Below are 13,539 nucleotides of genomic sequence, written 5' to 3' on the forward strand. Positions count from 1 at the left end.
AGTGGGCGCGCCGGCCGCTGCGGCTGCGCGCATCGCTCGCTTCTTCCATCTGCAACACGAGGAGACACCATGGCCCGACATTTCCCCTGGCCAGCGACGTCGCTGGCCGCGCTGCTGGCGCTGGCCGGCTGCGGCGGCTCCAGCGGCTCACTGGAGCCCGGCAGCCCCCTGGCCGTCGATACCAACCCTGACAGCTGCTCGGTCGTCTCCAGCAGCGGCCAGCCCGTCATCGTGGGCTCGGGCGTGGCGGGCGATCCGGCTGCGCCGGAGGCCGCCTCGGGCTACCGCCTGGGCTACAAGGCCAAGCATTCCAGCAAGTACATGGTGGTGGCCAACACGCCGCTGGCCACCAAGGCCGGCTGCGACGTGCTGCGCGCCGGGGGCTCGGCGGTGGACGCCGCCGTGGCCGTGCAGGCCGTGCTGGGCCTGGTGGAGCCGCAGTCCAGCACCATCGCCGGCAGCGCCTTCATGCTGCACTACGACGCGGCCAGCAAGAAGGTCACCGCCTACGACGGCCGCGAGACGGCGCCCGCCGCCGCCACGGGCTACTACCTGACGCGCCAGGACCAGGCCGACGCGGGCTCTCCCGCGCCCGTGCCCAGCGCGCGGCGCAGCGGCCGCTCCATCGGCGTGCCCGGCGTGATGCGCATGCTGGAGCTGGCCCACGGCGAGCACGGCAAGCTGCGCTGGAGCCAGCTGTTTGACGAGGGCATCCAGCTGTCCACCAAGGGCTTCAGGGTGCCGCAGCGGCTGGCCAGCGCCATCGCCGGCAACGCCTCCAGCCTGGCGCTGGACGCCAATGCCATGCAGATCTACTTTCTGCCCGACGGCACGCCGCGCCCGGCGCTGTCCACCATGACCAATGCGCCCTACGCCGCGACGCTCAAGGCCCTGGCCGACCAGGGCGCGGACGCGCTGCACCGTGGCCCCATCGCCCAGGCCATCGTCGCCAAGGCCGGCCAGTCGGTGGGCGACGACGCCGCGCGCACGCCCATCACCCCCAGCCTCATGACGCTGCAGGACCTGGCCAGCTACCAGGCCAAGAAGCGCGAGCCGGTGTGCAGCAGCTACCGCAGCAGCTACTACGTGTGCTCCATGTCGCCGCCGTCGTCCGGCGGCATCGCCATCGTGCAGGCGCTGGGCATCCTGGAGAACTTCGATTTGGCGGCGCACAAGCCGGCCAACCCGGACAACGAGGGCGGCATCCCCAGCGTCATGGGCGTGCACCTGGTCACCGAGGCCGAGCGCCTGGCCTATGCCGACCGCGACAAGTACGTGGCCGACACCGACTTCGTCGCCCTGCCCGGGCGCGGCGTCGCGAGCCTGCTGGACAGGAACTACCTGAAGGCGCGCGCCGCGCTCATCGACCCCGACCGCAGCATGGGCGTGGCCGAGGCCGGCGTGTTCGACACGGCCACCGCCCGCCAGGCCGTGGACCGCACGCCCGAGTACGGCACCACGCACTACTCCATCGTGGACGCCTACGGCAACGTCGTGTCCATGACCACCACGGTGGAGTCCAGCATGGGCTCGTTCCACATGGTCGGCGGCTTCTTGCTGACCAACCAGCTGACCGACTTCTCCGCCCAGCCGCAGGACAGCGCCGGCAACCCGGTGGCCAACCGCGTGGAGCCGGGCAAGCGCCCGCGCAGCACCATGGCGCCCACGCTGGTCTTCAAGGGCGCCAGCGGGCCCGATGAGTTCCTGATGGCCACCGGCTCGCCCGGCGGCGGCGCCATCATCCAGTACGTGCTCAAGACCGTGGTCGGCGCGCTGGACTGGGGGCTGGATGCGCAGCAGGCCACCTCGCTCAACGACTTCGGCGCGAGCAACAGCCGCACCACCAACGTGGACGGCTCCAACACCACCATGGACCTGAGCGGCCTGATCGCCGGCCTGCAGGCCAAGGGGCACACGGTGTCCACCGCCGCGCAGTCCAGCGGCATCTCCACCATCATGCGCGTGCAGCGCGGCGGGGCGGTGCAGTGGCAGGGCGGGGTGGACCCGCGCCGCGAAGGCCTGGTGCTGGGCGACGGGGCGCTGTAGGGGCCAGCGCACACGGCGCTTGGAAGGGGCGCGGGGCGCGGCCGGCGACAATCGGCCCGCCCAGCGCCCCTTTGCGTTGAGGGCCCAAGGCCCGCGGCGCAAAATACGCACCTGCCTGCGCCGCCTGGTTGCATGTCAAAACGGCCTCCAGCCCTTGCCACCCAAGCGCTGGCAGCTATCAAAAAGAGAGTTTTCCGCCTTGTCCCCCGCGCTTTCCGTCCTGCACGACGTCTTCGGCTACGAGCATTTCCGCGGCCCGCAGGAGGGCATCATCGACCACGTGGTCGCCGGCGGCGACGCGCTGGTGCTCATGCCCACGGGCGGCGGCAAGTCGCTGTGCTACCAGGTGCCGGCCATCGTGCGCCGCGATGCCGGGCGGGGCGTGACCATCGTCGTCTCGCCGCTCATCGCCCTCATGCACGACCAGGTGGGCGCGCTGCTGGAGGCGGGAGTGGAGGCGGCCTTCCTCAACTCCACGCTGGACTGGCCGCAGACGCTGGACGTAGAGCAGCGCCTGTCGCGCGGCGAGCTGACCACCCTGTACGCCGCGCCCGAGCGCGTGACCACCGACCGCTTCATCGCGCTGCTGGACGGCCTGCACGCGCGCGGGCAGCTGTCGCTCATCGCCATCGACGAGGCGCACTGCGTGAGCCAGTGGGGGCACGACTTCCGCCCCGAATACCGCCAGCTGTCGCTGCTGCACCAGCGCTACCCCGACGTGCCGCGCATCGCCCTCACGGCCACGGCCGACGAGCTGACGCGCGCCGACATCGTCGCCGGCCTGCAGCTGCAGGACGCGCGCCTTTTCATCAGCAGCTTCGACCGGCCCAACATCCGCTACCGCATCGAGGAGAAAAAGGAGCCGCTGGCGCAGCTGATCCGCTTCATCGAGCGCGAGCACCTGGGCGAGGCGGGCGTGGTGTATTGCCAGTCCAGGAAGCGCGTGGAGGAGATGGCCAAGGCCTTGCAGGACGCGGGCATCAGCGCGCTGCCCTACCACGCCGGGCTGCCGGCCGAGCTGCGCCAGCAGCACCAGGACCGCTTTTTGCGCGAGGACGGCATCGTCATGGTCGCCACGATCGCCTTCGGCATGGGCATCGACAAACCGGACGTGCGCTTCGTCGCCCACGTGGACATGCCCAAGAACATCGAGGGCTACTACCAGGAGACGGGCCGCGCCGGCCGCGACGGCCTGGCCGCCGACGCCTGGATGGTCTATGGCCTGCAGGACGTGGTGAACCAGCGCCGCATGATCGACGACGGCGACGCGGCCGAGGAATTCAAGGCTGTGCTGCGCGGCAAGCTCGATGCCCTGCTGGCCCTGGCCGAGGCCACCGACTGCCGCCGCGTGCGGCTGCTGCAGTATTTCGGCGAGGAGTCGGCGCCCTGCGGCAACTGCGACAACTGCCTGCAGCCCCCCGCGGTGTGGGACGGCACGGACGCGGCCAGGAAGCTCTTGTCCACCATCTACCGCGTGCACCAGGCCAGCGGCATCAGCTTTGGCACCGGGCACATCATGGACATCGTGCGCGGCAAGGACACGGAGAAGGTGCGCCAGTTCAGCCACCAGCAGCTGTCCACCTTCGGCGTGGGCAAGGACTACTCCGAAAGCCAGCTGCGCGGCGTGCTGCGCCAGCTGCTGGCGCTGGGGGCCGTGGGCGTGCAGCGCGTGCTGCTGGACAGCGGCCACAGCTTCGACACGCTCACCCTGACCGAGGGCTCGCGCCCCGTGCTGCGCGGCGAGCAGGGCGTGCAGCTGCGCGAGGCCACGGCCCAGGCGGCGCCGAAGCGCGCGCGCCGCGCCGCCGCGCCGCCCGCGGCCGCGGCCAACCTCGACCAGAACGGCCAGGTGCGCTTCATCAACCTGAAAGCCTGGCGCGCCGAGGTGGCGCGCGAGCACAACCTGCCGGCCTACGTCATCTTCCACGACGCCACGCTGGCAGCGATTGCCGAGCGCAACCCCGCCTCGACCCAGGAGCTGCAGGGCATCAGCGGCATGGGCGCCAAGAAGCTGGAGGCCTACGGCGCCGAGGTGCTGCGCGTGATCGCCGGCGGCTGACCGGCCGTCTCCTGCGAGTGCAGGGCCTGCACGGCCTGCACCACCCGCCCGGCGTCGCTGCGGATCATCTCCATGGACTGCACCGCCTGGCCGGCCAGCGCCACGCTGTCGGCCACGCCGGCCAGCGCCGACTGCATGGTGCGCTGCATCGCTGCCACTTCGTCCTGGATGGTGGCGATGGTCTGGCTGATGCCATCGGTGGCGGCCTTGCTGTCGGCGGCCAGGCGGCGCACCTCACCGGCCACCACGGCAAAGCCACGGCCTGCATCGCCTGCGCGCGCCGCCTCCACGGCGGCGTTCAGCGCCAGCAGGTGGGTCTGGTCGGCAATGCGGCGGATGGCGCCCAGCACCGAGTCGATGGCTTGCGTTTGCCGGCCCAGCGCCGTGGCGCTCTGGGCAGCGGCCTCGAACGTGCCCTCCATGGCCTGGATGCGCTGCACCGCCTGGCTCACCGCTCCGCCGCTTTGCTCGGACAGGGACTGCGTTTCCTGCGCGATGGCATACGCCGTGTTCACGCTCTGCTGGCGCGCCTGCGCCTGGAGCACCCGGTGCGTGATGTCGGTAGCCACCTTGATGATCCCCGTCAGCGTTCCCTGCGCGTCATGCAGCGGGTTGTAGGTGGCCTCCAGCCAGACGGTGCGCCCGCTGCTGTCCACGCGCTCGACCTGGCCGCGAAAGAACTGGCCCGCACGCAGCCGCTCCCAAAAGCGCGCGTACTCGGCACTGGCGGCCAGGGCCGGCGGGCAGAAGGTGCGGTGGTGCCGGCCCTGCAGTTGCGCCAGCCCGTAGCCCATGGTCTGCAGGAAGTTCTCGTTGGCCTGCAGCACGTGGCCCTGCAGATCGAACTCGATGACGGCCATGGAGCGGTCGATGGCCTGCAGCACGGCGGTCGCGTGCAGCCGCTCCTGGGCCTGGGCGGTCACGTCCTGTGCCAGCTCGACCACGCGCGTCAGCCGCCCGCGCCCGTCCAGGATGGGGCTGTAGGTGGTGCGCAGCCACACGCGCTGCCCGTCCTTGCGCTGGCGCTGCACCTGGCCGGTAAAGGGTTCGCCGCTTTGCAGCTGCCGCAGCGCCTGCTGGTACGAGGGGCTGGCCGCGTGGCCGGGTGGGCACAGCATCTCGTGCGGCTGGCCCGCCAGCTCCTGCGGGCTGTAGCCGAGGATGGCGCAAAAACGCGCGTTGGCCTGCAGGATGCGGCCCTGCAGGTCCAGGTGCACCACGGCCATGGAGCGATCAAAAGCGCGCAGCGCCCAGGGAGCGGTGCGCCAGCGGCGCAGGGAACGCAAGAGCGTGCGAAGCATGAAAACAACCTTTTCGGAACTGCTGGTGTGCCCAGAGGCAGGCGCCCACCGGGTTCAACGCGAGAGGTAAGCCAAATGTTTACCTGTGCAACAAATCATGTCTCAGGGCGGGCGCGCGACCAGTCGTCTCGCAGCGCAAGAGCGTGTCAGAAACTGCAGGCCCGGCGTGGGCAAACTACTGTCTGGATAATCAGTGTTTTGCCCCTTCAGCCATGCCAGCTCCTGCCCTTGCCCGCCACCACCGCACCCGTCTGATGGACATCTGGCGCTCGGCCGGCTGGCCGTGCCAGGACGGGGTGGAGATCGACCTGCTGGCCGCCGGCATGCTCGAGCGCCAGACCAGCCTCGAGGGCCACCCGCTGCTGCGCGTGACCGACGCCGGCATTGCCTGGCTGGCCCAGGCGCGGCGCACCGGCAAGCGCAGCGAAAGCCTGCACGACCGCATGGCGCTGGCCTTTGCGCGCCAGCAGCTGCTGCCGGCCGGGCGCGTGGTCTGGCGCGAGCTGTCGCTGCGCGCCGCGCTGGCGGCCCAGGAAGAGCCGCCCTGCGCCGCCGGGGACGCGGCGCCTGCCGCGCCACTTGCCGCGCCGGCCCTGCCCGCGCTGTGGGATGACGACGCCCCCACGCCCGCCGCCCGCCGCGCCGCCCGGCTGTGGCGCGTGGCGCGGCCGGATCTGTTTTCCATCCGCCACACCACCGTGCCGGGCTACCTGCGGCCCATGGTGCACGAGGTCAAGGCCAGCCGCGCCGACCTGCAGTCCGACCTGCGCCACGCCGCCAAGCGCAGCGCCTACCAGTGGCTGTGCGAGGAGTGCTATTACGTTTTTCCTGCCGGCATCGCCGCACCCGAGGAGGTGCCGGCGCAGTTCGGCGTGTGGCTGATGCACGGCGCGCCGGGCGAGGACGGCCTGGGCGCGCGCTTCGAGCTGGTGCGCGCCGCCCGGCACGCGCGCTGCGCACTGTCCTTTGACGTGTGGATGGCGCTGTGCCGGGCCGCGCCCCTGACGGCCGAGGCCGAACCCGCCCAGGGCCGCCTGGGCGCGCCATGACCGCACCCGCCGCGCCCGGGCAGGAGCACGGCGCCGACCCGCCGCGCTTTACCGTCGCCGTGCGCGCGCTGTGCGAATTCACCGCCCGCAGCGGCGACCTGGACCTGCGCCACACCCCGGCGCCCACGGCGCTGGAGGGCATCGCCGGCCACGCCCGCGTGGCGGCGGCCCGCGCGCCGGGCTACGAAGCCGAAGTCAGCCTGCAGGGCCGCCACGGGCCGCTGCTGGTGCGCGGGCGGGCCGACGGGTTCGACCCGGCGCTGCAGCGGCTGGAGGAGGTCAAGACCCATCGCGGCAGCCTGGCGCGGCACAACCCCGGCCAGCGCGCGCTGCACTGGGCGCAGGCGCGGGTCTATGGCTGGCTGCTGTGCGCCACGCGCGGGCTGGATGCGCTGGAGCTGGCGCTGGTCTATCTGGACGTGGACAGCGGGCAGCAGACCGTCCTTACCACCGCCTGCAGTGCGCAGGAGCTGCGCCAGCACTTCGAGCAGCAGTGCGCGCGCTACCTGGCCTGGGCCGAGCGCGAGGCCGCGCACCGGGCGGCGCGCGATGCGGCGCTGGGCACGCTGGCCTTTGCCCACCCGCAGTTTCGGCCCGGCCAGCGCGAGCTGGCGGCGCACGTATGGCGCGCCGCCACGCACGGGCGCTGCCTGCTGGCGCAGGCGCCCACGGGCATCGGCAAGACGCTGGCCACGCTGTTCGGCCAGCTCAAGGCCGTGCCCGCGCAGCGGCTGGACAAGCTCTTGTTCCTGGCGGCCAAGACGCCTGGACGACAGGTGGCGCTGGACGCGCTGGCGCTGCTGGCCCGCGGCGGCGCGGGCGCGCCGCTGCGCGTGCTGGAGCTGGTGGCGCGCGACAAGGCCTGCGAGCACCCGGGCAGCGCCTGCGAACCGCAGGCCTGCCCGCTGGCACGCGGTTTTTTCGACCGGCTGCCCGAGGCGCGCAGCGCGGCGCTGGCCCCGGGAGCGCAGCTGCTGACCCAGGCACGCGTGCGCGAGGTGGCGCTGGCGCACGGCATCTGCCCCTACTACCTGTCGCAGGAGCTGGCGCGCTGGGCCGACGTGGTGGTGGGCGACTACCACTACTGGTTCGACCCGGCCGGCCTGCTGCACGCGCTGGCGCAGCAGCAGGGCTGGCGCGCGGCGCTGCTGGTGGACGAGGCGCACAACCTGGTCGAGCGCGCCCGGGGCATGTACGGCGCGCAGCTGGCGCCTGCGCTGCTGCGCCAGGCGATGGGCTCGGCCACGGCCTTGCGCGAGCCGCGCGTCAAGAAGGCGCTGGCCGCAGTGCGCCGCGCCTGGCTGGCGCTGGCGCGCGAGATGCAGGGCGACTACGCCGTGCACGCCGCCCTGCCCGGGCCGCTGGCCGGGGCGCTGGCGCGCTGCGCGCAGGCGCTGTCCGAGCACCTGGCCGAGCAGCCGCTGGCGCCGGATGCGCCGCTGCTGGAGTGGTATTTCGCGCTGCTGCAGTTCAACGCCCGCCTGGAGACCTTCGACGCGCAGCACTCGCTCATCGACAGCCAGCGCCTGCCCGGCGCGCGCAGCGGCTGCAACCTGCACCTGCGCTGCATCGTGCCGGCGCCGCACCTGGCGCTGCGCTGGGCCGCGGCGCACACGGCGGTGCTGTTTTCCGCCACGCTGCAGCCCGCGCACTACCACGCCGACCTGCTGGGCCTGCCCCAGGGGCACGCCGCGGCCGAGGTGGGCGCGCCCTTTCACGCCAGCCAGCTGGCAGTGCACGTGGCGCGCCACATCTCCACCCGCTGGGCGCACCGCGCGGCGTCGGTGGCGCCCATCGCGCAGCTCATGGCGCGCCAATTCGCTGCGCAGCCGGGCAACTACCTGGCGTTCTTCAGCAGCCACGACTACCTGCAGCAGGTCTGCGAGGCCTTTGCCGCGCAGCACCCGGGCGTGGCGCACTGGCGCCAGGAGCGCCACATGGACGAGGACGCGCGCCGCGCCTTTCTCGCGCGCTTCACCGAAGACGGGCAGGGCATCGCCTTTGCCGTGCTGGGCGGCGCCTTTGCCGAAGGGGTGGATCTGCCCGGGCGGCGGCTGATCGGCGCCTTCGTCTGCACGCTGGGCCTGCCGCAGGTCAACCCCGCGCGCGAGCAGATGCGCGCGCGCATGCAGGCGCTGTTCGGCAGCGGCCCTGGGCACGACTACACCTACCTGTACCCGGGCCTGCACAAGGTGGTGCAGGCGGCCGGGCGCGTCATCCGCTCGGCCGACGACCGGGGCGTGGTGCACCTGATCGACGACCGCTTTGCCCGCCCCGAGGTGCGGGCGCTGCTGCCGGCCTGGTGGCAGGTGCAGGGCGGATAGGCGCGTGCTCAGGCCGCCGCGGCGGTCTCCGTGCAGGACGCACGTGGCGCGAAGACCTGCGCCAGCGCGCCGCGCAGGGCCGCCAGTTCCCGGTGCGCCTGCTGCAGGCTGCCCGGCCGGCGCGCATCCTGGCAGGCCTGCGGCACCCAGTCGCGCACGCCCAGGTCGGCCAGCGCGCGCGCCAGCTCCAGCAGCTCGCCGGGTGCAAACAGGCCCGGGTGCCAGGTGGTGCGGCACTGGCCGGGCACGCCGGCCTGCAGCAGCACCTGCAGCGACTGGCGCACCCGCTGGCTGCTGCCGGGCACGCCGGTGATGGTGTCGATGCGCTGCCAGGGGCCCTTGATGTCCAGCCCCACCCAGTCCAGCAGCGGCAGCGCGGCGGCCAGGCGGTCGGGGTACATGCCGCCGGTGTGCAGCGCGGTGGCAAAGCCCAGCGCGCGCACCTGGGCCAGTGCCTCGGGCAGCGCGGACTGCGTCAGCGGCTCGCCGCCCGAGAAGACCACGCCGTCCAGCAGGCCGCGGCGCTGGCGCAAAAAGGCCAGCACCTCGTCCCAGGCCAGGGCGGCGGGTGCGGCGGCGTCCAGCAGATCGGGGTTGTGGCAATAGCCGCAGCGCCAGGGGCAGCCCTGGCAGAAGACCACGGCCGCCAGGCGGCCGGGGAAGTCGATGGTGGTCAGCCGCGTGAGGCCGCCCACGCGCAGGGCCATGTCAGCGCGGCTCGGCGAAGAAGCGGCGCTCGGCATGCTCGCCGCGCTTGCCCACGTTGAAGCTAGCCACGGGGCGGTGGTAGCCCATGACGCGCGTCCAGACCTCGCAGGGCTGGCGTTCGGCGTCGGTCAGCTGCAGCGGCAGGCTGGCCAGCGCTTGGGCTTCGGTGGGGGAAAAGTGGCTCATGGTGGTCTCCTTGCAGGGGGTTGGGAACTATGAAAATGAGAGCTGCCCGCGCTTGGTTGGCGGGCGCTGGAGGCTGTTTTGGCTCATGCCGCCAGCCGCTGGCGGCGCTTGTGTTCCAGCCGCTCGTCGTCGCAGCGCGGGCAAAACGCGTGCTCGCCGGCCAGGTAGCCGTGCGTGGGGCAGATGGAGAACGTCGGCGTGATGGTGATGTAGGGCAGGCGAAAGCGCGTCAGCGCCCGGCGCACCAGCTCGCGGCAGGCCGCGCCGCTGGTGATGCGCTCACCCATGTACAGGTGCAGCACCGTGCCGCCGGTGTACTTGCCCTGCAACTGCTCCTGCCGCGCCAGCGCCTCGAAAGGGTCGTCGGTGAAGCCCACGGGCAGCTGCGAGCTGTTGGTGTAGTAGGGCTGCTCGTGCGTGCCGGCCTGCAGGATGCCCGGCCAGCGCTTTCGGTCTTCCTTGGCGAAGCGGTAGGTCGTGCCTTCGGCGGGCGTGGCCTCCAGGTTGAACAGGTGGCCGGTCTCTTCCTGGAACTGCACGATGCGCGTGCGCACGTGGTCCAGCAGGCGCAGCGCAAAGGCGTGGCCAAAGGCGCTCGCGATGTCGTGCGCGTCGTGCGTGAAGTTGCGCACCATCTCGTTGATGCCGTTCACGCCCAGCGTGCTGAAGTGGTTGCGCAGCGTGCCCAGGTAGCGGCGGGTGTAGGGGAACAGGCCTTCGTCCATCAGCTGCTGGATGCGCGTGCGCTTGGCCTCCAGGCTGTCCTTGCCCAGGATGAGCAGCCGGTCCAGCGCAGCCAGCAGGGCGGCCTCGTCGCCGGCGTGCACGAACCCCAGGCGCGCGCAGTTGACGGTGACCACGCCCAGGCTTCCGGTCTGCTCGGCGCTGCCAAACAGGCCGTTGCCGCGCTTCAGGAGCTCGCGCAAATCCAGCTGCAGCCGGCAGCACATGGAGCGCACCATGTGCGGCGACAGCTCGGAGTTGATGAAGTTCTGAAAGTACGGCAGGCCGTACTTGGCCGTCATCTCGAACAGGCGCTGCGCGTTCTCGCTCTCCCAGGGGAAGTCGGGCGTGATGTTGTAGGTCGGGATGGGGAAGGTGAACACGCGCCCCTTGGCGTCGCCCGTGGTCATCACGTCGATGTAGGCGCGGTTGATGAGGTCCATCTCGGCCTGCAGTTCGCCGTAGGCAAACGGCATCTCCTGCCCGCCGATCACCGGCACCTGCTCGCGCAGGTCCTCCGGGCACGTCCAGTCGAAGGTCAGGTTGGTGAACGGGGTCTGCGTGCCCCAGCGCGACGGCACGTTCAGGTTGTAGATCAGCTCCTGCATGCACTGGCGCACGCTGGCGTAATCCATGCCGTCCTTGCGCACGAAGGGCGCCATGTAGGTGTCGAACGAGGAGAACGCCTGCGCGCCGGCCCACTCGTTTTGCAGCGTGCCCAGGAAGTTCACGATCTGCCCCACGGCTGAGGACATGTGCTTCGGCGGCCCCGACTCCACCTTGCCCGGCACGCCGTTCAGCCCCTCGTGCAAGAGCGTGCGCAGCGACCAGCCGGCGCAGTAGCCGCTGAGCATGTCCAGGTCGTGGATGTGCAGATCGCCGCTCCTGTGCGCCTCGCCGATCTCGGGCGCATAGACCTGCGTGAGCCAGTAGTTGGCCGTGACCTTGCCGGCCATGTTCAGGATCAGCCCGCCCAGCGAGTAGCCCTGGTTGGCATTGGCGTTCACGCGCCAGTCGGCACGGGTGAGGTATTCGTGCACGGTGGCCGCCACGTCCACGAAGGCGTGCGGCTGGGATTGCGTCGGCGGAGTCATTTTGATCCCTGAAACACTATATGTAGCGTTAACTATGCGGTTCAAACGCTATAGGTAGTTTGAGGGGGCGCAAACTTTCCCTCAAGAAAGACAGGTTCAGGACGCCTGCAAATCTGCAGCGGGATTCATTTTTGTGCTGTCTTTTACATTCTGTTTCTTGTATAACGCTGCTACCTATAAAGGTATTTCTTTGTATCAACAACCATTGGAGAAACAGATGCTGAAAAAACTGGTCGCGGTAGCAGCTTTGTTGGGAGCAGGGGTAGTGCATGCATTCATGCCACAGGGAGGCACGTGGGTGGTGAGCTCCGAGGTCAACGGCAAGCCTGGGCGCGGACTTGCCATGGATGCGCAAAACGGCACGCTGGTGGTGCAGATGTACGCCTATGAGAGCAACGGGCAGCCCACCTTCTATCTGGCTTCGGGTGCGTTGCAAAACGATCGCTTCAGCGCGCCGTTGATGCGCTATAGCGGTGGCCGCTACTTCGGCAGCGGCCCGCGCTCGGGGGCCGAAGCTGGCAGTCCCGGCAACGTCAATGTCCGCTTCACCAGTGGAACGACCGGCTTCATCACTTTCCCGAACGAGCCCGAGGTCGCCATTTCGCGCTTCAACTTTGGATATGCGTTCGCTCCCGCAAGCCTGAAGGGGATTTGGACACTCACCTCCTTTGGCTCCGAAGGCATGTTGGCTGACGCCGTGGAATTCACCCGGCTGGAAGACGCCACTGCCAATGGCAACGGGATCATGGTGAGTCCCAATGGACTGTTTGGCTGCGAGCACCAGGTTCGCGGGCAGCTGGCCGGAGGAGTGCTGTGTGAATCGCCCCGGGTTTAGTAGACACCTTGGAGCCTCAAACCTGAGGCCCAATAGGAGGTGCCATGACAGCGAAGCAACACTACCCTGAAGAATTCAAGATCGAAGCGGTCAAGCAGATCACGGAGCGACACCATCGGGTGGCCGATGTGTCCGCCCGGATCGGCGTGAGCCAGCACAGCCTGTATAAGTGGATCAAGGCGTACTCAGCGCCGGCGGCCGAACGGCAGGCACAGGTGTCACAGACAGAGGAGATGCGGCGCCTGAAGGCCGAACTGCGGCGCGTGACAGAGGAGCGCGACATCCTAAAAAAGGCCGCCGCGTACTTTGCCAGGCAGTCCGGGTGAAGTACGCGTTCATGAAGGCGCACGAAGCACAACACAGCGTGCGGCGCATGTGCCGGGTCATGCAGGTGCATCCAAGCGGTTATTACGCTTGGAAAGCCGAGCCAGAGAGTGCAAGGGCAAAAGACGACCAGCGGTTGGCTGGCCTGCTCAAGCAAGCTTGGCTGGAGAGCGGCGGCGTGTATGGGTATCGCAAGCTGACGCTGGACATGCGCGACTTGGGCGAGCGCTGCGGCAAGCACCGCGTGGCGCGGCTGCTCAAGCTCGAAGGACTGCGCTCGCAGACAGGCTACCGCCGCCGCCCTGGTGTGCGAGCAGGCAAGCCTGCTGTGGTTGCACCCAACCACCTGCAACGCGAGTTCACGGTGGCCCAGCCCAATCGATCCTGGGTGACCGACATCACCTACATCCGCACGCATGAAGGCTGGCTGTACCTGGCGGTCGTGGTCGACCTGTTCTCACGCCAGGTAGTGGGCTGGTCCATGGGCAGCCGCATCGACACAAGCCTGGTCCTGGACGCGCTGCTGATGGCGCTGTGGCGCCGCAGGCCTGAAGACCCCGTCACGGTGCACTCCGATCAGGGCTGTCAATTCACCGGCCATGAGTGGCAGACCTTCTTGCGCGAGCACAACCTAGTCAGCAGCATGAGCCGGCGAGGCAACTGCCACGACAACGCCGTCGCGGAGAGCTTCTTCCAGCTGCTCAAGCGCGAGCGTGTGCGCCGGCAGATCTACGCCACGCGCAGCGACGCACGCGCCGACATCTTCAACTACATCGAGATGTTCTATAACCCCAAGCGGCGCCACGGCACGGCCGGCGACACTTCGCCAGTCGAGTTCGAGCGACGCCATTCCCAACGGCTCAAAAGTGTCTAGGAAATCCGGGGCGATT

Annotated in this window: 10 protein-coding genes; 6 read left to right on the forward strand and 4 right to left on the reverse strand. The window is 70.0% G+C overall.

Going from position 1 to position 13,539, the window contains the following annotated elements:
* The first annotated feature begins 69 nt into the window (after positions 1–69).
* Positions 70–2,046 (forward strand): gamma-glutamyltransferase family protein, encoded by a 1,977-nt coding sequence (locus C7H73_RS02140; protein WP_106845154.1) that lies wholly within the window; start codon positions 70–72, stop codon positions 2,044–2,046.
* A 199-nt stretch (positions 2,047–2,245) separates the two neighbouring features.
* Positions 2,246–4,105 (forward strand): DNA helicase RecQ, encoded by a 1,860-nt coding sequence (recQ, locus tag C7H73_RS02145; protein WP_106845155.1) that lies wholly within the window; start codon positions 2,246–2,248, stop codon positions 4,103–4,105.
* Here recQ and C7H73_RS15835 read toward each other — a convergent pair.
* Entirely contained in the window at positions 4,066–5,406 is a 1,341-nt protein-coding gene (locus C7H73_RS15835; RefSeq protein WP_106845156.1) for a methyl-accepting chemotaxis protein, read from the reverse strand. The genes recQ and C7H73_RS15835 overlap by 40 nt on opposite strands.
* Before the next feature lie 212 nt (positions 5,407–5,618).
* Here C7H73_RS15835 and C7H73_RS02155 point away from each other — a divergent pair, with 212 nt between their 5' ends.
* Both C7H73_RS02155 and C7H73_RS02160 read left to right on the forward strand, forming a co-directional pair.
* A complete protein-coding gene (locus C7H73_RS02155; protein ID WP_106845157.1) occupies positions 5,619–6,455 on the forward strand; it encodes a hypothetical protein in 837 nt (278 codons plus the stop codon).
* Positions 6,452–8,779: an ATP-dependent DNA helicase gene (locus C7H73_RS02160; RefSeq protein ID WP_106845158.1), complete on the forward strand. Its 2,328-nt coding sequence runs from the start codon at positions 6,452–6,454 to the stop codon at positions 8,777–8,779. The genes C7H73_RS02155 and C7H73_RS02160 overlap by 4 nt, the downstream gene beginning before the upstream one ends.
* An 8-nt stretch (positions 8,780–8,787) precedes the next feature.
* On the opposite strand, the gene C7H73_RS02165 is transcribed toward C7H73_RS02160, so the two are convergent.
* The 3 genes from C7H73_RS02165 to C7H73_RS02175 form a co-directional block, all read right to left on the reverse strand.
* Complete coding sequence (locus C7H73_RS02165) at positions 8,788–9,486, reverse strand: anaerobic ribonucleoside-triphosphate reductase activating protein (RefSeq protein WP_106845159.1); 699 nt, start codon at positions 9,484–9,486, stop codon at positions 8,788–8,790.
* 1 nt (position 9,487) lies between these two features.
* Positions 9,488–9,673 carry an anaerobic ribonucleoside-triphosphate reductase gene (gene nrdD, locus C7H73_RS02170; RefSeq protein ID WP_106845160.1) on the reverse strand — a complete coding sequence of 62 codons (186 nt, stop codon included), beginning with the start codon at positions 9,671–9,673 and terminating at the stop codon, positions 9,488–9,490.
* An 83-nt stretch (positions 9,674–9,756) separates the two neighbouring features.
* Positions 9,757–11,490, reverse strand: coding sequence for a ribonucleoside triphosphate reductase (locus tag C7H73_RS02175; protein ID WP_106845161.1), 1,734 nt, complete (start codon positions 11,488–11,490; stop codon positions 9,757–9,759).
* Between the two features lie 217 nt (positions 11,491–11,707).
* Between C7H73_RS02175 and C7H73_RS02180 the strand changes: the two genes are divergently transcribed.
* Positions 11,708–12,325, forward strand: a complete 618-nt coding sequence (locus tag C7H73_RS02180) for a hypothetical protein (RefSeq protein WP_157948309.1) — start codon at positions 11,708–11,710, stop codon at positions 12,323–12,325.
* 44 nt (positions 12,326–12,369) lie between these two features.
* A protein-coding gene (locus C7H73_RS02185; RefSeq protein WP_106845069.1) for an IS3 family transposase occupies positions 12,370–13,523 on the forward strand; the annotation gives its coding sequence in 2 pieces (ribosomal slippage) (positions 12,370–12,610 and positions 12,610–13,523; 1,155 coding nt in all).
* The last annotated feature ends 16 nt before the right edge of the window (positions 13,524–13,539 follow it).

Origin of the sequence: Pulveribacter suum, from assembly GCF_003013695.1 — a bacterium.
In the GTDB taxonomy this organism is placed as follows: domain Bacteria; phylum Pseudomonadota; class Gammaproteobacteria; order Burkholderiales; family Burkholderiaceae_C; genus Melaminivora; species Melaminivora suum.

Coding starts and splice junctions, on each gene's coding strand:
- C7H73_RS02140 (WP_106845154.1), top strand. CDS start 70: ATGGCCCGACATTTCCCCTGGCCAGCGACGTCGCTGGCCGCGCTGCTG.
- C7H73_RS15835 (WP_106845156.1), bottom strand. CDS start 5,406: ATGCTTCGCACGCTCTTGCGTTCCCTGCGCCGCTGGCGCACCGCTCCC.
- C7H73_RS02155 (WP_106845157.1), top strand. CDS start 5,619: ATGCCAGCTCCTGCCCTTGCCCGCCACCACCGCACCCGTCTGATGGAC.
- C7H73_RS02160 (WP_106845158.1), top strand. CDS start 6,452: ATGACCGCACCCGCCGCGCCCGGGCAGGAGCACGGCGCCGACCCGCCG.
- C7H73_RS02165 (WP_106845159.1), bottom strand. CDS start 9,486: ATGGCCCTGCGCGTGGGCGGCCTCACGCGGCTGACCACCATCGACTTC.
- nrdD (WP_106845160.1), bottom strand. CDS start 9,673: ATGAGCCACTTTTCCCCCACCGAAGCCCAAGCGCTGGCCAGCCTGCCG.
- C7H73_RS02175 (WP_106845161.1), bottom strand. CDS start 11,490: ATGACTCCGCCGACGCAATCCCAGCCGCACGCCTTCGTGGACGTGGCG.
- C7H73_RS02180 (WP_157948309.1), top strand. CDS start 11,708: ATGCTGAAAAAACTGGTCGCGGTAGCAGCTTTGTTGGGAGCAGGGGTA.